This window comes from Streptomyces sp. NPDC002793 (assembly GCF_040295485.1).
In the GTDB taxonomy this organism is placed as follows: domain Bacteria; phylum Actinomycetota; class Actinomycetes; order Streptomycetales; family Streptomycetaceae; genus Streptomyces.
The window spans coordinates 189811-211293 of sequence record NZ_JBEOVL010000009.1 but is presented as its reverse complement, the minus strand read 5'-3'; the positions used below and the strand labels follow the sequence as shown (position 1 = coordinate 211293).

Here is a 21483-nt window from a genome sequence, read left to right as displayed (position 1 = left end):
CCGGGGCCCGTCCACCGCGGCCCACGGCGGTTCGCTCTCCGCCAAGGAGGAACCGTATGACCACCACTGCTTCCCCCCGTACGACCGCCGCGTCCGGCGCCGCCACGACCGCCGACCGGTCCTCCACCACCCCACCCGCCCTGCGTGAGGCACGCATACCGCAGGACGGGCTGTACGAAGGTCACCGCGTCCTGGACCGGCTGCCGGCCGGCGCGACGGCGCGCCCGTACACCCTCTTCGACGTCGTTCCTCAAGCCCGCACGATCGGCGCGGAGATCCGCGGACTCGACCTCTCCCGGCCGTTGGTTCCGGCCCTGCGCGAAGAGCTGAACCGTGCCCTGCTGGAGTGGAAGGTGCTCTTCTTCCGGGGGCAGCACCTCACCTCGGCCGCCCAGCGTGACTTCGCCCGCCACTGGGGCGAGTTGGAGGTCAACCCGTTGCTGGCCAGGGGAGACAGCGAGGACGTCGTGCGCTTCGACAAGTCGGCGGGGGCACCGAAGACGTTCGAGAACGTCTGGCACACGGATGTCACCTTCCGCGAGCGTCCTGCTCTCGGCGCTGTTCTGCAACTGCGCGAAGTCCCGCCGCTGGGGGGCGACACCATGTGGGCGGACATGGCTGCCGCGTACGACAACCTGCCGCAGGAGGTGAAGGACCGCATCGACGGGGCGAGCGCCGTCCACGACTTCATCCCCGGATTCGCACGCTTCTACGAACCCGAGCAACTCGCCGCCCACCAGGAGGCGTTCCCCCCGGTCGAGCATCCGGTCGTGCGCACGCACACGGAGTCGGGGCGGCGGATGCTGTTCGTGAACACCTCGTTCACGACCCGGATCGTCGGTGTCGACCGGGCGGAGAGTGACCGCCTGCTGCGCTTCCTCTTCCAGCAGGCGCACGTCCCCGAGTACCAGGTGCGTTTCCGCTGGCAGCCGGGAGACCTGGCCTTCTGGGACAACCGGGCGACCCAGCACTACGCCGTGAACGACTACGCCCCGCACCCGCGGGTCGCCGAGCGGGTCGCCATCGCGGGGGACCGCCCCTTCTGACCGGGCGACCGGTGACAACCGGACGGCGGGCGCGTCACCGCGCCCGCCGGGTCGTCAACGGACCTCCTGGTCAGGGGGAGAGCGGCGCCATCTCGTCGACCACGCCCGGGTTCTCGGCCACCCACTTCTCCACGGCCGCTTCCTCATGGCCGGTGCCCTCGTCCTGGATGGCCGCCTCCAGGTCCCCGAGCTGCTCCTCCGACATGTGCCAGTCCTTGAGCCAGCCGTGGAACTCGGGGAACTTCTCCGGGAACGACTCGTGGCCGAGCGAGCGGATCTCGTTCACCTCGCCCCACAACTTCTTCGGATCCTTGAGCTTGGTCAACTCGTACTTGCTGTAGGCCCAGTGCGGCGACCACAGCACGACCGCCACCGGTTCGCGCTTGCGCAGCGAACGCTGCAGCTCCAGGATCATGCTGGGGGAGCTGCCGTCGGTGACCTCGTACTCCTTGTCGAGCCCGTAGCCGGGCAGCACCTCGTTCTTGAGCAGGTTCATCTGGCCGGTTCCGGGCTCGATGCCGATGATCCTGCCGCCGAACTCCTCCGACCTGCCCTTGAGGTCCGCCATCGAGTCGATGCCCTTGACGTAGCTGGGCACCGTCACTTCCAGCGTGGTCTCGTCGTACCACGGGCCGATGTCGACCAGGTCGTCCTTGTACTTGTCCCAGTACTGCTTCTGGGCGTTGGGGAGCCAGGCGTCGAACTCCACATCGACCTGGCCGCCGGCCAGCGCCGTGAACATCGACCCGATGTCGAACTGGTGGATGCTGGGCTCGTATCCGCGCCGCTCCAGAACGTTCTTCCACAGGTAGGTGACGGCCACGTCCTCGTCCCACGGGAAGTAGCCGATGCGGGGAGCCGCGCCGGCCTCCTTCCCCAGGTTCTTCCTGTCCACGTCCTGGCCGTCGTCGTCCGGACCGGAGGCGAACTGCAGGCCGCCGGCGAGCAGTACGAGGACCAGCGCACCCGTACCCGCGAACGCCGTGCCGGGCCTCCACCTCAGGGCCTTGCCCGCCCGGAGGGAGGCCGCCCTGGCCAGGGCGCGGCGACCGAGAGGCGAGACACGCTCGTTCAGCGCACCGGTCATGCGGTCGAGGTACATGGCGAGGATGACCACGGCCAGACCCGCCTCGAAGCCGAGACCGATGTCCACCGAGCTGATGGCCTGGAAGACGGCGGTACCCAGACCGTCGGCACCGACCATGCCCGCGATGACCACCATGGACAGGGAGAGCATGATGATCTGGTTGATGCCGGCCATGATGGTCGGCAGGGCCAGCGGCAGTTGTACGCGCAGCAGAATGGCACGCGGAGGGGCTCCGAACGCCTCCGCGGCCTCCACCAGCTCCTCGTCCACCTGCCGGATGCCGAGCTCCGTCATCCGGATGCCCGGCGGCATCGCGAAGATGATGGTGGCGACGATGCCGGGCACCACGCCCACCCCGAAGAAGGTGATACCGGGGACCAGGTAGACGAAGGCCGGCATCGTCTGCATGAAGTCGAGAACCGGTCGGAGGGCGGAACTCACCGACTTGTTCCGGGCCGCCCAGATGCCCAGGGGGACGGCTATCACCATGGTGATCGTGGCCGCCACGACGAGAAGCGACAGCGTCTGCATCGCCTTCTCCCACAACTCGATCGAGTTGATCAGGAAGAAGCCCGCGGCAGCGAGAACGGCCGGCACGGCGCCCCGCAGCCACCAGGCGATCAGGGCGAGAATCGCCCCCATCACCAGCGCGTCGGGGACCGAAATGACGAAGTACACGCCGTCGTACAAGCCCTGCCCGACGGAGTGCAGGGAATCGAAAAGCCAGGGCAGCCGAGCTTCCAGGAACTCGACGGCACTGTTGACGCCGCCACCTATTTCGAGCCTAATCATGGCTTCCCGGCTCCATCTCTGTTGTCAGCCTGGTCACGTGTGCCTTTCGCGTCGACCCGCGACCCGGCGGAAGAGACATGGCGCCGCCCAGCCCCTCGGCGGCGTGGGACGTTCGGATGCGCGCGGCGCGTGGCCTTGCGGCGCTTCGGCCGGGCTTCATGTGTCCTGGCAGCCGGGTCCAGGCGTGCTGCCGTGCCGTCCGCGACGGCTGCCTGAAGGGCGTCCGCGCCCGGACGGCGTGATTCGGGCTGCGGCTACCCCATGATCAGGAAGGCAAACCGGAGGCGAGGCTTTCGTGCGGACGACCTCGCCGGCGCATTGCAGGAGGAGACATGAAAAAGACCCCCTGCTCAGCGTCTCCGCTGATCAGAAGGTCTTTCCGGAAAGTGCCCCCGGCAGGATTCGAACCTGCGCACCCGGCTCCGGAGGCCGATGCTCTATCCCCTGAGCTACGGGGGCGATGTCGCTGCGCTTGGCGGCGACGAGTGAAACCCTACCAGCTCCGGTGGGGTGCCCGGGAACAGGTATTTCCGCGTCGTCGGCACCTGTGTGCGGCGGTGACGGCGGCCTCTCCGGGGGCGGAAGTGGGCAAAACCCGGACGCAGCTCCTCCGTTCGACCTACCCTCGAAGCGTGTCAGGGGCGTACGGCCGCGTGCTTGTTGTCGACGACAACAAGGTCATCCGGCAGCTGATCAGGGTCAATCTCGAGCTGGAGGGCTTCGAGGTCGTGACCGCGGCTGATGGTGTCGAGTGCCTGGATCTGGTGCACGAGGTCTGCCCGGATGTGATCACCCTTGACGTCGTGATGCCCGGACTCGACGGAATCCAGACCGCTGCCAGGCTGCGCGCCGATCCGCGGACCGGGCACCTGCCCGTCGCCGTCATCAGCGCCTGCACGCCCCACGAAGTGGAATCGGGAGTGACGGCCGGGGTCGACGCGTTCCTGGCCAAGCCCTTCGAACCGAGCGAACTGGTACGCATGGTGCGCCGGCTCGCACACTGTGAGGAACGCGCGCCGTTCCGCGGCAGGCGCGGCGCGGACACGGCCGGGAGCGCCGCCGGCTGAGGCGCCGGCCGGCGCTGGTGACGCGTCGGCGGACCATACGGCTGACCGGGCCGCTGCCCGTATGGCGAAACCGGTTGGCGAAGTGCCCCCCTTCCTCCCATACGCTTGTCCCGTGACCCCCGCAGATCTCTCCAGGACCGTGCTGCACGCTGTGCGCCGCGCGGTCGACGAGGACGTCCTGCGCGCACCGGTGCCGGAGCGCGTGCGGGTCGAGCGGACACGGCCCGGCGGCAGCGGTGACTACGCCTGCGCCGTCGCCCTCCAGCTGGCCGGCCCCGCCGCGCTCCCCGCGCGGGACGTCGCCGCGCTGCTGAGGGACCGGATCGCCGGAGCGCCCGGGATCGGACGGGTCGAGATCACCGGGCCCGGCTTCCTGAACTTCACGCTCGACGCGGACTCCGACGGATCCGCGCGCGCGGCGCGCGTACGCCAGGTGCTGGAGCAGGGCCTCCGCTACGGATGGGGTGCCCGGTGCGACGGGCAGGTCCACCAGCTCCACCACCGGCGTGAGGTCCGGGCGGCGGTCGTGGCGGGCACGGTGATGAGGCTGCTGCGCGCGCAGGGCGCCCTGGGGCGTGTCACCTGCGAGGAGGCGTCCGACCCCGACTGGGCGCGTCTCGGCGTCACCGTCGACGCGCACGGCCGGCCTCCCGTCCCGCTCGTGGAGACCCGCCCCGTCCCCGCCGGGGCCGCGGCGGGGGAGCTGCTGGCCCGGCTGGGCGCCGACGCCACCCGCTGGGGGCTGCTGAGGCCCGCGGGGCACGACCGCGCGGCCCTCAGCGGCGAACTCCTCGTACAGGCGGAGGGGAATCCGCTCTTCCTGATCCGTTACGCCCATGCCCGCGCCCGCGCGCTGACCCGTGAGGCGGAGCGACTCGGTCTCACCGGTGCGTACGAGCGGGACGTCGAGGCGCCCGCACTGCACGCCGCGCTCGCCGACCACCCCGGCGTCCTCGCCGACGCCGCCCGCCACCAGGCACCCGACCGGCTCGCCCGGCACCTCGAAACGGTGGCCCACGCCTTCTTCGACCTCCACGACGCCTGCCCGCCTCTCCCCGTCGGCGACGAGAAACCCTCGGCCGCCCACCGCTCCCGGCTGGCCCTTGCCGAAGCCGCCGGGACGGTGCTCGCGGGTGGCCTGTCCCTGCTCGGCATCAGCGCGCCCGAACACCTCTGAGAACCGAGAGAGCAGAACAGAACGATGAGCCGATCCGCACACCCCGCCGGGCCCCGTCACGCCGATGTCCTTCCCGAGGGCCACTACACCGCCCCGGCCACCGACCTCAACGAGCTGGACGCGAAGGTCTGGTCCCGTACCGTCACCCGTGACGCGGAGGGCGCCCTCACCGTCGGCGGTATCGAAGTGGCCCGGCTGGCCGAGGAGTTCGGTACCCCGGCGTACTTCCTGGACGAAGCCGACTTCCGTGCGCGCTGCCGCGCCTGGTCGGACGCCTTCGGGCCCGGCGCCGACGTCTTCTACGCCGGGAAGGCCTTCCTGTCACGCGCCGTGGTGCGCTGGCTCCAGGAGGAGGGGCTGAACCTCGACGTGTGCTCCGGCGGTGAGCTGGTCACGGCGCTCGACGCGGGGATGCCCGCCGAGCGCATCGCCTTCCACGGCAACAACAAGACCGTCGCCGAGATCGAGCGGGCCGTCGAGGTGGGTGTCGGGCGGATCGTGCTCGACTCCTTCCAGGAGATCGTCCGCGTCTCGCACATCGCCCAGCGGCTCGGCGTCCGCCAGCGTGTGCAGATCCGTGTCACGGTCGGTGTCGAGGCCCACACCCACGAGTTCATCGCCACCGCGCACGAGGACCAGAAGTTCGGCATCGCGCTGGCGGACGGACAGGCGGCCGAGGCGGTCCGCAGGGCTCTCACCCTGGACGGCCTGGAGCTCATCGGCATCCACTCGCACATCGGTTCGCAGATCTTCGACATGGCAGGCTTCGAGGTCTCCGCACGGCGCGTCGTGCAGCTGCTCGCCGAGATCCGCGACGAGCACGGCGTCGAGCTCCCCGAGATCGACCTCGGCGGCGGCCTCGGCATCGCGTACACCTCCGACGACGACCCCCGCGAGCCGCACGAGATCGCCAAGGCGCTCTCCGACATCGTGACCCGGGAGTGCGAGTCGGCCGGTCTGCGGACCCCGCGCATCTCCGTCGAGCCGGGCCGCGCGATCGTCGGTCCCACCGCGTTCACGCTGTACGAGGTCGGCACCATCAAGCCCCTCGAAGGCCTGAGGACGTACGTGAGCGTCGACGGCGGCATGTCGGACAACATCCGCACCGCGCTGTACGACGCCGAGTACAGCGTCTCGCTCGTCTCGCGCAGCTCCGAGGCCGATCCCATGCTCGTACGCGTCGTCGGCAAGCACTGCGAGAGCGGTGACATCGTGGTCAAGGACGCGTTCCTGCCGTCCGACCTGGCCCCCGGTGACCTGATCGCGGTGCCGGCCACCGGCGCGTACTGCCGTTCCATGGCGAGCAACTACAACCACGCCCTGCGCCCGCCGGTCGTCGCCGTGCGCGACGGACAGGCGCGGGTCATCGTCCGGCGCGAGACAGAGGAAGATCTTCTGCGTCTCGATGTCGGCTGATGAAATTCACATCTCAAAATCCGGACGGGTGGCAGAAACCCCCGTCCGGTGAGTGAGACTGGTCCACACATCAGAAGTATGAGAAACGAGGTCGGATGATGCGTACGCGTCCGCTGAAGGTGGCGCTGCTGGGCTGTGGAGTGGTCGGCTCAGAGGTGGCGCGCATCATGACGACGCACGCCGACGACCTCGCCGCGCGCATCGGCGCGCCGGTCGAGCTCGCCGGTGTCGCCGTCCGCCGGCCCTCCAAGGTGCGGGAGGGCATCGACCCCGCACTGATCACCACCGATGCGACCGCCCTGGTCAAACGGGGCGACATCGACGTCGTCGTCGAGGTCATCGGTGGCATCGAGCCCGCCCGCACACTCATCACGACCGCCTTCGAGCACGGCGCGGGCGTCGTCTCGGCCAACAAGGCCCTGCTCGCCGAGGACGGCTCCGCGCTCCACGCCACCGCCGAGAAGTACGGCAGGGACCTGTACTACGAGGCGGCCGTGGCCGGTGCCATCCCGCTCGTACGGCCGCTTCGCGAGTCCCTCGCGGGGGACAAGGTCAACCGGGTGCTCGGCATCGTCAACGGCACGACCAACTTCATCCTCGACAGGATGGACACGAGCGGCGCCGGATATTCCGAGGCGCTCGACGAGGCCACCGCCCTCGGGTACGCCGAGGCCGACCCGACCGCCGACGTCGAGGGCTTCGACGCGGCGGCGAAGGCCGCCATCCTCGCCGGGATCGCCTTCCACACCCGGGTGAAGATCGGCGAGGTGCACCGCGAGGGCATCACCGAGGTCACCGCCGCCGACATCGCCTCCGCCCGGCGCATGGGCTGCACCGTCAAGCTCCTCGCCATCTGCGAGCGCGCCGCCGACGGCAGGTCCGTCACCGCCAGGGTGCACCCCGCGATGATCCCGCTCAGCCACCCTCTGGCCTCCGTCCGCGAGGCGTACAACGCGGTCTTCGTCGAGGCCGAGGCCGCCGGCCAGCTGATGTTCTACGGTCCCGGCGCCGGTGGCGCCCCGACCGCGTCCGCCGTGCTGGGCGACCTCGTCGCCGTGTGCCGCAACATCGTCAACGGGACCACCGGCCCCGGTGAGTCCGCCTACACGCGTCTGCCGGTCAGCCCCATGGGCGATGTCGTCACGCGCTACCACATCAGTCTCGACGTGGCCGACAAGCCTGGCGTACTCGCCCAGGTCGCGACGGTCTTCGCCGAACAGGGCGTATCCATCGATACGGTCCGCCAGCAGAGCCGACATTCGAGCAGCGGCGACGAAGTTGCCATCGAGCAGGGTGGCGTCGGTCGACGGGCGGGTGGAGACGGCGAGGCATCCCTCGTCGTCGTCACCCACCGTGCGCCCGACGCCGCCCTCTCCGGGACCGTCGAAGCCCTGCGCAAGCTGGACACCGTGCGCGGTGTCGCCAGCATCATGCGTGTTGAAGGGGAGTAAGGACCCATGACCAGCAAGGGCACCCACCAGTGGCGCGGCATCATCGAGGAGTACCGGGACCGTCTTCCGGTCACGGCCTCCACGCCGGTCGTCACGCTCCGTGAGGGCGGTACGCCGCTCGTTCCGGCGCAGGTCCTCTCCGAGCGCACGGGCTGCGAGGTGCACCTCAAGGTCGAGGGCGCCAACCCCACCGGTTCGTTCAAGGACCGCGGCATGACCATGGCGATCACCCGCGCCAAGGAGGAGGGTGCGCAGGCCGTGATCTGCGCCTCCACCGGCAACACCTCCGCCTCCGCCGCCGCGTACGCGGTGCGTGCGGGCATGGTCTGCGCCGTCCTCGTGCCGCAGGGCAAGATCGCGCTCGGCAAGATGGGACAGGCGCTCGTCCACGGCGCGAAGATCCTCCAGGTCGACGGCAACTTCGACGACTGCCTGACCCTGGCCCGCAGCCTCTCGGACAACTACCCGGTGGCGCTCGTCAATTCGGTCAACCCGGTGCGTATCGAGGGCCAGAAGACCGCGGCGTTCGAGATCGTCGACGCGCTCGGTGACGCCCCCGACATCCACGTCCTCCCGGTGGGCAACGCGGGCAACATCACGGCCTACTGGAAGGGCTACAAGGAGTACGCGGGGGACGGCATCTCCACGCACGCCCCGCGCATGTGGGGCTTCCAGGCCTCCGGTTCCGCGCCAATCGTGCGCGGCGAGATCGTGAAGGACCCGGCGACCATCGCCACCGCCATCCGTATCGGCAACCCGGCGTCCTGGCAGTTCGCGCTGGACGCGCGGGACGAGTCGGGCGGCTTCATCGACGAGGTGACGGATCGTCAGATCCTGTCCGCCTACCGCCTGCTGGCCTCCCAGGAGGGCGTCTTCGTCGAGCCCGCCTCGGCCGCCTCCGTGGCCGGTCTGCTCAAGGCCGCGGCGGAGGGCAAGGTCGACCCCGGCCAGAAGATCGTCTGCACCGTCACCGGCAACGGGCTCAAGGACCCCGACTGGGCCGTCGCCGGCGCCCCGCAGCCGGTCACCGTCCCGGTCGACGCGGCGGCCGCGGCCGAGAAGCTGGGCCTGGCGTAGTCCCGGCTCGACGCCCTTCCCGGGGCGAGAGCGCATGGGAGGTGTGCGACACGCATCGTGCGCCTCCTGTGCGCCCTATGTCGCCACGGAAGCATCCTTCGATAAGCTGTACACAACCCGCCCCGCCGCATCCGCCGCGGTGCGACAGCCGTCGCGACCGCCGGGCCCCGTCCCCGCGCAACGGCACCCCGCATACGTCGAAGTACTCTGCACAACATCCCCGCCGCCGTACAGGAAGAGTCGTCCAACCGATGGCCGGTCCCGCGTTCCGAGCCGCCGCCGTCCGGGTGCGCGTCCCCGCAACCAGCGCCAATCTCGGCCCGGGTTTCGACGCCCTCGGCCTCTCGCTGGGGCTCTACGACGACGTCGTCGTCCGGGTCGCCGATTCCGGACTGCACATCGACATCGCGGGTGAGGGCGCGGAGACGCTGCCCCGCGACGAGAACCACCTGCTCGTACGCTCCCTGCGCACGGCCTTCGACCTGCTCGGCGGTCAGCCCCACGGCCTGGAGATCGTCTGCGCCAACCGCATCCCGCACGGTCGTGGCCTCGGATCCTCGTCCGCCGCCATCTGCGCCGGGATCGTCGCCGCCCGTGCCGTGACGACGGGCGGCGAGGCCCGTCTCGACGATGCCGCCTTGCTGGAGCTGGCCACCGAGATCGAGGGACACCCCGACAACGTCGCCGCCTGTCTCCTCGGTGGGTTCACCCTCGCCTGGACGGACGGCGGAGCCGCCCGTGCGATCAGGATGGATCCCGCCGATTCCGTCGTTCCGGTGGTCTTCGTCCCGGCGACGCCGGTGCTCACCGAGACCGCCCGAGGTCTGCTGCCGCGCACCGTCCCCCATGTGGACGCCGCGGCCAACGCCGGTCGTGCCGCCCTGCTCGTCGAGGCCCTGACCAGGCGTCCGGAACTGCTCCTCGCGGCCACGGAGGACCGGATCCACCAGGAATACCGGGCTCCCGCGATGCCGCAGAGCGTGGAGCTGGTGAACCGGCTGCGCGCCGACGGCGTCCCTGCCGTCATCTCGGGGGCGGGACCGACCGTGCTCGCACTGGCGGACGAGGGTTCGGCCGACAAGATCGCCCGGCTGGCGGGTGAGGGATGGGCCGCGACCCGGCTCGCTCTCGACGCCAAGGGCGCGAGCGTGTTGCCGCTCGCCGCGTAATCGCACGTGATTGCCGGTGCATGAGAGGGGGAATGTTTGTTGGAGCCGGTAGTGTTAACCTCAAGTCAGCAATCGACGTCTTCGTGGCGCGTTGCTTCGTGTCCCCCTCCGGGACCACCACTCTTCCGGGAGCCTCCCCGACTGCCTGAGCAGCCTGCCTGAGCTTTCGAGCACGCTCCGGAACCGGCGCGACACCCTCTTGCTCGTCCAGGAGTGGGCCGAGCAGGGGGATCTCGCGCCGGAACCCCGCACATTCATCTCTCCGCCGTACCCGGCGGACCACCGCCCCGGCAAGGTCCGCGATCGACACGATCAAATGACCGCAGTCGGACAGCACAACCGGTCGCCGAGCCAGAAGGCCGACGTCCGCTCCAGGGAAGGACCCTTCGTGAGCGACACCACCGATCTGATGGGCGTGAGCGCCGACAAGAGCGTCGACAGCTCCGCGCCCGCCGAAGGTGCTGCCACTGGCACCACCGCACGGCGCCGCCGCTCCGGCACCGGCCTCGAGGGCATGGTCCTGGCCGAGCTGCAGCAGGTCGCGTCCGGCCTCGGCATCAGGGGAACCGCGCGCATGCGCAAGAGCCAGCTGATCGAGGTCATCAAGGAGGCGCAGGCCGGAAAATCCTCCGCGCCCGCCCCCAAGGCCGCCGCAGCCGCCGGTACGGAAACCGGGAGCAAGCCGAAGCGACGTGCCACGTCGAAGACGCGCACCGGTGACGAGACCGCTGCCGCTCCGGCCGCCGACGCCGCCCAGCAGCAGATCGACATCCCCGGGCAGCCGGCCAGCGACGACCAGCCCACGGGCGAGCGCCGCCGTCGCCGTGCGACCGCGCAGGCAGGCAGCCCGGACACCAAGGCCGAGCCGAAGACCGAGTCCAGGACGGAGGCGGAGCCCAAGGCCGAGCCGAGGGCCGAGGGCCGCCAGGACCGCGCCGAGGAGCGCGGCGAGGCGAAGGCCGACGCGAAGGCGGAGTCCGCCACGGACACCGCCGAGGGCCGCCGGGACCGCCAGGAAGGCCGCCGCGGTGACCGTGGCGACCGCCAGGACCGTGGCGACCGCCGGGACCGCCAGCGCGACCGCCGCGGCAAGGGCGACGACCAGGGCCAGCAGGGCGGCGGACGCCGTCAGGGCCAGCAGGGCGGCGGCCAGAACCAGGGCCAGGGCCAGAGCCAGGGCCAGGGCCCGCAGGGCGGCGGCAGCCAGCAGGACGACGGTTACGACGACGAGGGCGGCCGCCGCGGCCGCAGGGGCCGCTACCGAGACCGCCGTGGCCGTCGTGGCCGCGACGACTTCGCGACCGACGTCCAGGTGGCCGACGACGACGTCCTGATCCCCGTCGCGGGCATCCTCGACATCCTCGACAACTACGCGTTCATCCGGACCTCCGGCTACCTGCCGGGCCCGAACGACGTGTACGTCTCGCTCGCCCAGGTCCGCAAGAACGGCCTCCGCAAGGGTGACCACGTCACCGGCGCGGTGCGTCAGCCCAAGGACGGCGAGCGCCGCGAGAAGTTCAACGCGCTGGTCCGACTCGACTCGGTCAACGGCATGGCGCCGGAGAGCGGCCGCGGCCGTCCCGAGTTCCAGAAGCTGACCCCGCTGTACCCGCAGGACAGGCTCCGTCTGGAGACCGACTCCAACATCCTGACCACCCGGATCATCGACCTGGTCGCACCGATCGGCAAGGGCCAGCGAGGCCTGATCGTGGCCCCGCCGAAGACCGGTAAGACCATGATCCTGCAGGCCATCGCCAACGCGATCACGGTCAACAGCCCCGAGTGCCACCTGATGGTCGTCCTGGTCGACGAGCGTCCGGAAGAGGTCACCGACATGCAGCGGTCGGTGAAGGGCGAGGTCATCTCCTCGACCTTCGACCGCCCCGCCGAGGACCACACCACGGTCGCCGAGCTCGCCATCGAGCGTGCGAAGCGCCTCGTGGAGCTGGGCCACGACGTGGTCGTCCTGCTGGACTCGATCACCCGTCTGGGCCGCGCCTACAACCTGGCGGCGCCGGCCTCCGGCCGCATCCTGTCCGGTGGTGTCGACTCGACCGCGCTGTACCCGCCGAAGCGCTTCTTCGGTGCCGCGCGCAACATCGAGGACGGCGGCTCGCTGACCATCCTGGCCACCGCGCTCGTCGAGACCGGCTCGCGCATGGACGAGGTGATCTTCGAGGAGTTCAAGGGCACCGGCAACATGGAGCTCAAGCTCGACCGGAAGCTCTCGGACAAGCGCATCTTCCCGGCGGTGGACGTCGACGCGTCCAGCACCCGTAAGGAAGAGATCCTGCTCGGCACGGACGAGCTGGCCGTGGTCTGGAAGCTGCGCCGGGTGCTCCACGCCCTCGACCAGCAGCAGGCGATCGAGCTGCTGCTCGACCGCATGAAGAAGACGCAGTCCAACGCGGAGTTCCTGCTCCAGATCCAGAAGACGACGCCGGGCAACGGCAACGACTGACGGCATATCAGGAACCACGCGGAACTGCCCTCGTCACACCGGTGACGAGGGCAGTTTTGCGTTGTACTATCAGCGGGCTGTACGTGGGGGGGAACGTATTTTCTATACGCCCACTGTGTCTACCTCCAGTGGGGATTTCTCTCTCCTTCGAGGACAACTACCCGGCGCCGTAACTGCGTTGCGCCGCGTAATTCGAAGGGAGTCCTGAGTGACATCTGGCAGACGGAAGGGTTTCATCACCTTCCCCGCGGTGGTCGCCGCGCTCGCTCTGGGAACCGCGGCCCTGTCCGCCGTACCCGCGCAAGCCGCCGACGCACCCTCTCTTCCGGAGAAGAAACAGAGCGTGCAGAAGCGGGACACCGCCTCGCAGGCAGAACTGCTGAAGACGGTCGAGGGGTCCGCCGCGGAACTGGTACAGGGTGAATCCGGCGCCCCCGTGGCAGAACCACGGGCCACGGACGGTGCTGAGCGCACCGTGGATCCGAAGATCATCGGTGGTGTCGCCGCGCCGATCACCGAGGCGCCGTGGATGGTGCAGCTGCACTACTACGACGACAAGGGCACCGTCGACGAAGCCGACGACGAGGGCTACTTCTGCGGTGGCACACTCGTTGCCCCGGCGAAGGTCCTCACCGCCGCGCACTGTGTGGACGGACTCGACTGGGAGACGAACGGAGCCGTCCTCGGCGGCACCACCCAGCTTCCGGAGGCCGGTGACCTCCATGGGGGTACGGCGACCGGTGTCTGGCGGCAGTGGGTCCATCCCGACTACGACGACGCCGGATTCGACCACGACGTCGCCGTCCTGACCCTCGGCTCCGCCCTTCCGTACGAGACCCTGCAGCCTGCGGCTTCCGGCGACACGGCGCGCTACGGGGCCGGTACGCCGGCGACCGTCTACGGCTGGGGACGCACCAGTTCCACCAGCAACGACATCTCGCCTGTCCTGCTCAAGGCCTCGGTGCCGGTCCAGGCGGACTCGGCGTGCTCGGGCTACTTCGGCAGCGATTTCGTGCCGGGGAAGATGGTCTGCGCAGGCCAGGCGGCCAGCGGTCAGGACACAGGCACGGTTTCGCCCTGCAACGGCGACTCGGGCGGTCCCCTCGTGGTCAACGGCCGGATCGCCGGTGTCGTCTCCTGGGGTGTGACCGACTGCGTGGCATCGGGCGCGTACGGCGTGTATGCCAAGACCGCCACGTTCGCCGGTGAGGTCAACCCCCGTATCGACGACGCCAACCTCAACTTCGACGACAAGGCGGACCTGTTCGCACGAGCGTCGACGGGAGAGGGCTTCAACTACTACTCGCGGGGCACCTCCGTCGGCGACCGTGAGTCGGTGGGTGACTGGCAAGGCATCAACCTGGTCCGCCAGGCGGATGTCAACCGCGACTTCTACCAGGACTACGTGTACCGCACCACGAGTGGCGAACTCTGGTGGTGGGGCTACGACAGTGCGGCCGACGCGTACATGGACCACAAGATCGGTCCTGGCTGGGGCAGCCTGAGCAACATCACCCTGACCGGTGATGTCACGGGCGACGGCCTGGTGGACGTCACGGCGAACGACTCCTCCGGAACGCTGTGGATGTGGACGGGCCGGGGCAACGGCACGTTCGCGTCCAAGGTGCAGATCGGCGTCGGCTGGAGCACGTACCAGGTGTACGGCAAGGGCGACTACAACGGGGACGGCAAGCCGGACCTGATCGCCCGTGACGCGAGCGCGGTGCTCTGGATGTACAAGGGCACCGGCTCGGCCTCCGCACCGTTTTCCGGACGCGTCAAAGTCGGCAGCGGTTGGAACTTCACCGCGTACGCCACCACGGGTGACGTGACGGGTGACGGCCGGGCCGACTTCATCGTGCGTGACAGCGCGGGCGAGCTCTGGGCCTACAAGAGCACAGGTTCCGCCACGGTGCCGTTCGCCACTGCGGCCAGGGTCAAGCTCGGCGTGGGCTGGGCGTCGTACAGCCTGCTCGGCTAGTACGGACCACTGTCGGTGCAGGCCCCGGACCTCTAGCGGTCCGGGGCCTGCCCTCGTTCCGAGAGACCTTGCCCACAGCGACAAACGCGACGGAGCGCGGTCGTGCGAAGGGGTGCGGCTGCGGGAATTCGCAGGTGGGACGGGTGATCAGGGGCAGCGATCACAGCGGGGCAGGCGCTTGCGGACGCCTGGCCGCTCGTGTCGTCCCGCGGTCCGTCCGTGCCACTCTTTTCTTCGCTTCGGCTCCGGCGCAGCGCCGGCAAGCCACGACTGATTCTCCTGGCAGGGGACCAGGGAGCACCGCCGACCGAGGGAGCCGCATGAGCGAGCAGAGCAGGAGCACCGGCCGAATACGCGGCACCGGCAGTCGCCGGAGGAAGCCGTCGCGGGGGCGCCGGGTGAGGAGGGTCGCCCTCTGGGGCGCTGCCGCGCTGGTGGTCGTCGGGGGATCCGGCCTCGGTTACGCCTACTTCACGCTCGACGGGAACCTGCAGGGCGTCGACATCGACGCGGCCCTCGGAGCCGAGCGGCCCGACGACGTGGACAACGGCTCGCAGGACATCCTGGTGCTGGGGTCGGACTCCCGCTCCGGCGCCAACGCCGAGTACGGCACGGACGAGGGCTCCGCCCGGGCGGATACCGCGATGGTCGTCCACGTCGACGAGGGCCACACCTCCGCGAGCGTCGTCTCCGTCCCCCGGGACACCCTCGTCGACCGTCCCGCCTGCACGAGCGACACCACCGGTGAGCAGGTGGGCGCGGAGCACGAGGCGATGTTCAACACGGCGTACGCGGTCGGCGGGCCGGCCTGTGCCGTGAAGACGGTGGAGGCCATGTCCGGCATCCGCATGGACCACTACGTCGAGGTCGACTTCACCGGGTTCAAGAAGCTCGTCGACGAGCTGGGCGGCGTGCGGATCACCACCTCGCAGGCCATCGACGACCCCGACAGCCATCTCGCGCTGAAGGCCGGCACCCACACCCTGAGCGGGGAGCAGTCGCTCGGCCTCGTCCGCACGCGGGAGAGCGTCGGCGACGGCAGTGACCTGGGCCGGATCCAGCTCCAGCAGGCGTTCGTGAAGGCGCTGATGGACCAGGCGAAGAGCGTCGGGGTGTTCTCGAACCCGCAGAAGCTGTTCGGTCTCGCGGACGCCGCGACCAAGGCCGTCACCACCGACTCCGGGCTGGCCTCCGTCAAGGAGCTCACGGGCTTCGCCGGCGGACTCGAGGGCCTCGGCTCGAAGAACGTCGACATGGTCACCCTGCCCGTCGCGTACGACCGGAACGACCCGAACCGCGTACTGCCTCAGGAGAAGGCCGGCCGGCAGGTCTGGGCGGCGCTCAAGCAGGACAAGCCGATCCCGGCGTCCGCCACGGCGCAGTCGGCCGGCGACAAGGGCGGAGCGGGGAAGGTCGTGGGGTGATCCCGCGCCCCTCGACAGCACCTTCCGTCACCGCCCGGTCGCGGTATGTTCCCCGCCACGCGCGGGAATACACCCGGCCACGTCCTCGTTTTGGGAGATACGGCCGGTCCTGGCAGACTGGTACGTCGGCCCCGGTTCACGGACGCGCAATCCGCGCGAACGACCCGGAGCCCTCCCGAAACTAGGAGACACCTTGAAGCGCGAAATCCACCCCGAGTACGTCGAGACGCAGGTCAGCTGCACCTGCGGTGCGTCGTTCACCACCCGGAGCACCCTTGAGGGCGGCGCCATCCGCGCCGACGTCTGCTCCGAGTGCCACCCGTTCTACACGGGCAAGCAGAAGATCCTCGACACCGGCGGCCGCGTGGCCCGCTTCGAGGCCCGCTTCGGCAAGGCTGCCGGCTCCGCCAGCAAGTAGCGAGCCACTGCGCCGGTTCCCGACGCCCTCCAGCGGGGCGCCGGGACCGGCGTTTTTTCCGGCTGTGGGGCCGGACGCGCCTCCACGGCGCGGAACCGGCACCACACCGTCCAGCAGGCCCGCAGACGAATGACGCAGAAACCAGGAGCCCGAAGATGTTCGAGGCGGTCGAGGAACTGATCGGCGAGCACGCCGATCTCGAGAAGAAGCTCGCCGACCCGTCGGTCCACGCCGACCAGGCCAACGCGCGCAAGCTCAACAAGCGCTACGCGGAGCTGACCCCGATCGTCTCCACCTACCGGTCCTGGAAGCAGACCGGCGACGACATCGGGACCGCCCGCGAATTCGCGGCCGACGACCCGGACTTCGCCGCCGAGGTCAAGGTCCTGGAGAAGCAGCGCGAGGAGATCACCGAGAAGCTCCGGCTCCTCCTGGTCCCGCGCGACCCCAGCGACGACAAGGACGTGCTCCTGGAGATCAAGGCGGGCGCGGGCGGCGACGAGTCCGCCCTGTTCGCCGGCGACCTCCTGCGCATGTACCTGCGCTACGCCGAGCGCATCGGCTGGAAGACCGAGATCATCGACTCCACCGAGTCCGAGCTCGGCGGCTACAAGGACGTCCAGGTCGCCGTGAAGACCAAGGGCGGCAACGGCGCCACCGAGCCCGGCCAGGGCGTCTGGGCGCGGATGAAGTACGAGGGCGGGGTGCACCGCGTGCAGCGCGTCCCCTCCACCGAGTCCCAGGGCCGCATCCACACCTCCGCCGCCGGTGTGCTCGTCACGCCCGAGGCGGAGGAGGTCGACGTGGAGATCCACGCGAACGACCTGCGCATCGACGTCTACCGCTCCTCGGGCCCCGGCGGCCAGTCCGTCAACACCACGGACTCCGCCGTGCGCATCACGCACCTGCCGACCGGTGTCGTCGCCTCCTGCCAGAACGAGAAGAGCCAGCTCCAGAACAAGGAGCAGGCCATGCGCATCCTGCGGTCCAGGCTGCTGGCCGCCGCGCAGGAGGCCGCCGAGCAGGAAGCGTCCGACGTCCGCCGCAGCCAGGTGCGCACCGTGGACCGCTCCGAGAAGATCAGGACGTACAACTTCCCGGAAAACCGGATCTCGGACCACCGCGTCGGCTTCAAGGCGTACAACTTGGACCAGGTCCTCGACGGTGACCTCGACGCCGTCATCCAGGCCTGCGTCGACGCCGACTCGGCCGCCAAGCTCGCCGCCGCGTAAACCGCGCACGGCGTGTACGACCCGCCCCGCCCCGCTCGTGAACCCGTACGGAGAACCGCGATGAACCTGCTGCTCGCCGAGGTGGCCCAGGCCACCCAGCGGCTGGCCGACGCCGGTGTCCCCTCGCCGCGCTTCGACGCCGAGGAACTCGCCGCGTTCGTGCACGGAGTCAAGCGGGGCGAGCTGCACCTGGTGCCGGACGCCGATTTCGACGCCCGCTACTGGGAGACGATCGCCCGCCGCGAGGCCCGTGAGCCGCTCCAGCACATCACCGGCCGCACCTTCTTCCGCTATCTGGAGCTCCAGGTCGGCCCCGGTGTCTTCGTGCCGCGCCCGGAGACCGAGTCGGTCGTCGGCTGGGCGATAGACGCGGTGCGCGCGATGGACGTCGTCGAACCGCTGATCGTCGACCTCTGCACCGGATCGGGCGCGATCGCGCTCGCCATGGCGCAGGAGGTGCCGCGCTCGCGCGTGCACGGCGTGGAGCTGTCCGAGGACGCCCTGCGGTGGACGCGGAAGAACGCCGAGGGGTCCAGGGTCACCGTCCACCGCGGAGACGCCCTGAGCGCCCTTCCCGAGCTCGACGGACAGGTCGACCTGGTCATCTCCAACCCGCCCTACATCCCGCTCACCGAGTGGGAGTACGTGGCGCCCGAGGCCCGCGACCACGACCCGCAGATGGCGCTCTTCTCCGGCGAGGACGGCCTCGACACCATCCGCGGCATCGAACGCACCGCGCACCGGCTGCTCCGCCCCGGCGGGCTCGTCGTCATCGAGCACGCCGACACACAGGGCGGCCAGGTGCCGTGGATCTTCACCGAGGAACGGGGCTGGGCCGACGCGGCCGACCACCCCGACCTGAACAACCGGCCCCGGTTCGCGACGGCCCGCAAGGCCATGCCGTGACCGCCGGGACACCGGCACCGCACGATCCCCACCCGACAGACCCGCACATGTCCGAGGAGGCCGGCTGATGGCACGGCGATACGACTGCAACGACGCGACCGACCGTACGACCGGCCTGCGTGAAGCCGCGTCCGCAGTCCGCCGCGGAGAACTGGTCGTGCTGCCCACCGACACCGTGTACGGCATCGGTGCGGACGCCTTCAGCTCGGAGGGTGTCGCCGACCTGCTCGACGCCAAGGGCCGCGGCCGGAACATGCCGACCCCGGTCCTGATCGGCTCCCCGAACACCCTGCACGGCCTGGTCACCGACTTCTCCGAGCAGGCGTGGGAGCTCGTCGACGCGTTCTGGCCCGGCGCCCTCACCCTCGTCGCCAAGCACCAGCCGTCGCTCCAGTGGGACCTCGGCGACACCCGGGGCACCGTCGCCATCCGGATGCCCCTGCACCCGGTCGCCATCGAGCTCCTCACGGAGGTCGGCCCGATGGCCGTCTCCAGTGCCAACCTCACCGGACACCCCTCGCCCGAGGACTGCGACGCCGCCCAGAACATGCTCGGCGACAGCGTCTCCGTCTACCTCGACGGCGGCCCGACGCCCGGGATCGTCCCGTCCTCCATCGTCGACGTCACCGGCAAGATCCCGGTCCTGCTGCGGGCGGGCGCTCTCTCGGTCGAGGAGCTCCGCAAGGTGGTACCCGACCTCGAGGTGGCCAATTGACCGCCCCTGAGGGGCGTGGCATAGCGGGGCAGTACGACACCTTCCGCATCCTCCACGTCAGCACCGGCAACGTCTGCCGCTCGCCCATCACCGAGCGGCTGACCCGTCACGCCCTCGTGGACCGCCTCGGGGACCCCCTCAGCGGCGGCCTCATCGTGGAGAGCGCGGGCACCTGGGGGCACGAGGGCGCGCCCATGGAGGCCAACGCCGAGGTCGTCCTCGCCGACTTCGGCGCCGACGCCACCGGCTTCGTCGGCCGTGAACTCCTGGACGAGCACGTGATCCGTGCAGACCTGGTGCTCACCGCCACCCGGGACCATCGCGCCCAGGTGATCTCCATGGGCCACTCGGCGGGCCTGCGGACCTTCACGCTCAAGGAGTTCACCCGGCTGGTGCGGGCCATAGACCCCGCCACGCTGCCCGACGCCCGCGAGGAGGGTGTCGTCGAGCGTGCGAGGGCACTCGTCCGCGCCGCTGCCGCCCTGCGCGGCTGGCTGCTGGCCCCGACCGCCGACGCCGACGAGGTCTACGACCCGTACGGCGCCCCGATCACCTTCTTCCGCTCCATCGGCGACGAGATCAGCCAGGCGCTCGATCCCGTCATGACGGCACTGACCGGAGTGAACGCCCCGCACTGAACGCCCCACCCCGGGGCACCGCACTCCCGGTGCGCCGACCGGCGTAGAGGTGCGCCCGGCAGCGGGCAGGCGGCCCGGGGCGGGCCTACATTGGATCTGACGCCACGCACCCCCTCCAGGCCCGGAGCCGTCAGATGCCGGTCACCACCCCCGCCGCACGAGCGGCCGCGCCAGCACCCTCACCGTCCGACAGCGCGCTGCCGCAGGACTTCGGCGCCCTGCTCCGCCAGGACCCGGAGGTCGGCTCCATCCTGCTGGCCGAGGCGGGCCGGCAGGCCGGCACGCTCCAGCTCATCGCCGCGGAGAACTTCACCTCGCCCGCGGTCCTCGCGGCCCTCGGCTCCCCGCTCGCCAACAAGTACGCCGAGGGCTACCCCGGGGCCCGGCACCACGGCGGCTGCGAGCAGGCCGACGCCGCGGAACGCCTCGCGGTCCGGCGGGCCATGGCGCTGTTCGGCGCCGAACACGCCAACGTCCAGCCGCACTCCGGCTCCTCGGCCGTCCTCGCCGCGTACGCCGCGCTGCTGCGCCCCGGCGACACGGTGCTGGCCATGAGTCTGCCGGCCGGCGGACACCTCACCCACGGAGCTCCGGGCAACTTCTCCGGACGCTGGTTCGAGTTCGTCGGTTACGGCGTCGACCCCGACAGCGGAATCGTCGACTACACGCAGGTGCGTGCCCTCGCCCGGGCCCGGCGCCCCAAGGCGATCGTCTGCGGCTCGATCTCGTACCCCCGGCACCCCGACTACGAGCGGTTCCGGGAGATCGCCGACGAGGTGGGCGCGTACCTCGTCGCGGACGCCGCCCACCCGATGGGGCTGATCGCCGGGGGAGCGGCCCCCAGCCCGGTGCCGTACGCGCACGTGGTGTGCGCGACGACGCACAAGGTGCTGCGCGGACCGCGCGGCGGCATGATCCTGTGCGGAGTCGAACTGTCGGAGCGGATCGACCGCGCCGTGTTCCCGTTCACCCAGGGCGGCGCCCAGATGCACACGGTCGCGGCGAAGGCCGTCGCGTTCGGTGAGGCCGCGACCCCGGCGTACGCGCTCTACGCCCACCGGGTCGTCGCGCACGCCCGCGTCCTGGCGGCCGCTCTGGAGTCCGAGGGGTTCGAGGTCACCACGGGCGGTACGGACACCCACATCGTCGTCGTGGACCCCGGCCCGCTCGGCGTGGACGGCCGTGCCGCCCGTGAGCGGCTCATGGCCGCGGGAATCGTCCTGGACACGTGTGCCCTGCCGTACGGGGACGCCCGCGGGATCCGGCTCGGCACGGCGGCCGTCACCACGCAGGGCATGGACGAGGACGACATGGTGCGGATCGCCGGGATGTTCGGCGCGGCCGTGCGCGAGGAGCGTGACCCGGGTCTGCTGCGGGCCGAGGTGCGTGGACTCACCGAGCGCAATCCGCCGTATCCGGGGTAGAC

At 70.4% G+C, this 21483-nt stretch carries 16 protein-coding genes, 1 tRNA gene and 2 pseudogenes; 16 read left to right on the top strand and 3 right to left on the bottom strand.

The features are described 5' to 3' along the window. The first annotated feature begins 56 nt into the window (after positions 1-56). Entirely contained in the window at positions 57-1046 is a 990-nt protein-coding gene (locus tag ABT001_RS11715; RefSeq protein WP_351275572.1) for a TauD/TfdA dioxygenase family protein, read from the top strand. A gap of 70 nt (positions 1047-1116) precedes the next feature. Here ABT001_RS11715 and ABT001_RS36060 read toward each other — a convergent pair. The 3 genes and pseudogenes from ABT001_RS36060 to ABT001_RS11705 form a co-directional block, all read right to left on the bottom strand. Continuing rightward, a pseudogene (locus ABT001_RS36060) lies at positions 1117-1839 on the bottom strand (glycine betaine ABC transporter substrate-binding protein); the annotation flags it as partial. A 276-nt stretch (positions 1840-2115) separates the two neighbouring features. Next, positions 2116-2622 (bottom strand): annotated as a pseudogene (locus tag ABT001_RS36055) (ABC transporter permease); the annotation flags it as partial. Between the two features lie 690 nt (positions 2623-3312). Continuing rightward, a tRNA-Arg gene (locus tag ABT001_RS11705) sits at positions 3313-3384 on the bottom strand. 173 nt (positions 3385-3557) lie between these two features. Here ABT001_RS11705 and ABT001_RS11700 point away from each other — a divergent pair. The 15 genes from ABT001_RS11700 (at position 3558) to glyA (ending at position 21481) form a co-directional block, all read left to right on the top strand. Then, positions 3558-3992 (top strand): response regulator, encoded by a 435-nt coding sequence (locus ABT001_RS11700; protein ID WP_351275568.1) that lies wholly within the window; start codon positions 3558-3560, stop codon positions 3990-3992. 112 nt (positions 3993-4104) lie between these two features. Continuing rightward, positions 4105-5169, top strand: coding sequence for an ArgS-related anticodon-binding protein NrtL (gene nrtL / locus ABT001_RS11695; protein WP_351275566.1), 1065 nt, complete (start codon positions 4105-4107; stop codon positions 5167-5169). 24 nt (positions 5170-5193) lie between these two features. Beyond that, a complete protein-coding gene (lysA, locus tag ABT001_RS11690) occupies positions 5194-6585 on the top strand; it encodes a diaminopimelate decarboxylase (RefSeq protein ID WP_351275564.1) in 1392 nt (463 codons plus the stop codon). Positions 6586-6680: 95 nt separating this feature from the next. Further along, positions 6681-8036 (top strand): homoserine dehydrogenase, encoded by a 1356-nt coding sequence (locus ABT001_RS11685; protein ID WP_351275562.1) that lies wholly within the window; start codon positions 6681-6683, stop codon positions 8034-8036. Positions 8037-8042: 6 nt separating this feature from the next. After that, positions 8043-9113: a threonine synthase gene (gene thrC / locus ABT001_RS11680; RefSeq protein ID WP_351275560.1), complete on the top strand. Its 1071-nt coding sequence runs from the start codon at positions 8043-8045 to the stop codon at positions 9111-9113. A gap of 251 nt (positions 9114-9364) precedes the next feature. Further along, on the top strand, positions 9365-10282 hold the full coding sequence (gene thrB, locus ABT001_RS11675) for a homoserine kinase (protein ID WP_351275558.1): 918 nt from the start codon (positions 9365-9367) through the stop codon (positions 10280-10282). A gap of 388 nt (positions 10283-10670) precedes the next feature. After that, complete coding sequence (gene rho, locus ABT001_RS11670; RefSeq protein WP_351275556.1) at positions 10671-12743, top strand: transcription termination factor Rho; 2073 nt, start codon at positions 10671-10673, stop codon at positions 12741-12743. A gap of 208 nt (positions 12744-12951) precedes the next feature. Then, on the top strand, positions 12952-14724 hold the full coding sequence (locus ABT001_RS11665) for a trypsin-like serine protease (protein WP_351275554.1): 1773 nt from the start codon (positions 12952-12954) through the stop codon (positions 14722-14724). A gap of 320 nt (positions 14725-15044) precedes the next feature. Next, complete coding sequence (locus ABT001_RS11660; protein ID WP_351275552.1) at positions 15045-16148, top strand: LCP family protein; 1104 nt, start codon at positions 15045-15047, stop codon at positions 16146-16148. Positions 16149-16341: 193 nt separating this feature from the next. Continuing rightward, positions 16342-16566: a 50S ribosomal protein L31 gene (gene rpmE, locus ABT001_RS11655; RefSeq protein ID WP_351275551.1), complete on the top strand. Its 225-nt coding sequence runs from the start codon at positions 16342-16344 to the stop codon at positions 16564-16566. Between the two features lie 155 nt (positions 16567-16721). Next, positions 16722-17798 (top strand): peptide chain release factor 1, encoded by a 1077-nt coding sequence (prfA, locus tag ABT001_RS11650; RefSeq protein ID WP_351275549.1) that lies wholly within the window; start codon positions 16722-16724, stop codon positions 17796-17798. A 60-nt stretch (positions 17799-17858) separates the two neighbouring features. Continuing rightward, complete coding sequence (gene prmC / locus ABT001_RS11645) at positions 17859-18704, top strand: peptide chain release factor N(5)-glutamine methyltransferase (protein ID WP_351275547.1); 846 nt, start codon at positions 17859-17861, stop codon at positions 18702-18704. A gap of 67 nt (positions 18705-18771) precedes the next feature. Beyond that, on the top strand, positions 18772-19419 hold the full coding sequence (locus tag ABT001_RS11640; protein ID WP_351275545.1) for an L-threonylcarbamoyladenylate synthase: 648 nt from the start codon (positions 18772-18774) through the stop codon (positions 19417-19419). Next, a complete protein-coding gene (locus ABT001_RS11635; RefSeq protein ID WP_351275543.1) occupies positions 19416-20057 on the top strand; it encodes an arsenate reductase/protein-tyrosine-phosphatase family protein in 642 nt (213 codons plus the stop codon). Before ABT001_RS11640 ends, ABT001_RS11635 begins: the two co-directional genes overlap by 4 nt. 134 nt (positions 20058-20191) lie before the next feature. Continuing rightward, positions 20192-21481 carry a serine hydroxymethyltransferase gene (glyA, locus tag ABT001_RS11630; protein ID WP_351275541.1) on the top strand — a complete coding sequence of 430 codons (1290 nt, stop codon included), beginning with the start codon at positions 20192-20194 and terminating at the stop codon, positions 21479-21481. The last annotated feature ends 2 nt before the right edge of the window (positions 21482-21483 follow it).

What these genes read in the sequence shown, in the direction of transcription:
- ABT001_RS11660 (WP_351275552.1), top strand. Translation starts at nt 15,045, where the DNA reads ATGAGCGAGCAGAGCAGGAGCACCGGCCGAATACGCGGCACCGGCAGT.
- thrB (WP_351275558.1), top strand. Translation starts at nt 9,365, where the DNA reads ATGGCCGGTCCCGCGTTCCGAGCCGCCGCCGTCCGGGTGCGCGTCCCC.
- prmC (WP_351275547.1), top strand. Translation starts at nt 17,859, where the DNA reads ATGAACCTGCTGCTCGCCGAGGTGGCCCAGGCCACCCAGCGGCTGGCC.
- glyA (WP_351275541.1), top strand. Translation starts at nt 20,192, where the DNA reads ATGCCGGTCACCACCCCCGCCGCACGAGCGGCCGCGCCAGCACCCTCA.
- prfA (WP_351275549.1), top strand. Translation starts at nt 16,722, where the DNA reads ATGTTCGAGGCGGTCGAGGAACTGATCGGCGAGCACGCCGATCTCGAG.
- thrC (WP_351275560.1), top strand. Translation starts at nt 8,043, where the DNA reads ATGACCAGCAAGGGCACCCACCAGTGGCGCGGCATCATCGAGGAGTAC.
- ABT001_RS11715 (WP_351275572.1), top strand. Translation starts at nt 57, where the DNA reads ATGACCACCACTGCTTCCCCCCGTACGACCGCCGCGTCCGGCGCCGCC.
- ABT001_RS11685 (WP_351275562.1), top strand. Translation starts at nt 6,681, where the DNA reads ATGATGCGTACGCGTCCGCTGAAGGTGGCGCTGCTGGGCTGTGGAGTG.
- lysA (WP_351275564.1), top strand. Translation starts at nt 5,194, where the DNA reads ATGAGCCGATCCGCACACCCCGCCGGGCCCCGTCACGCCGATGTCCTT.
- ABT001_RS11640 (WP_351275545.1), top strand. Translation starts at nt 18,772, where the DNA reads ATGGCACGGCGATACGACTGCAACGACGCGACCGACCGTACGACCGGC.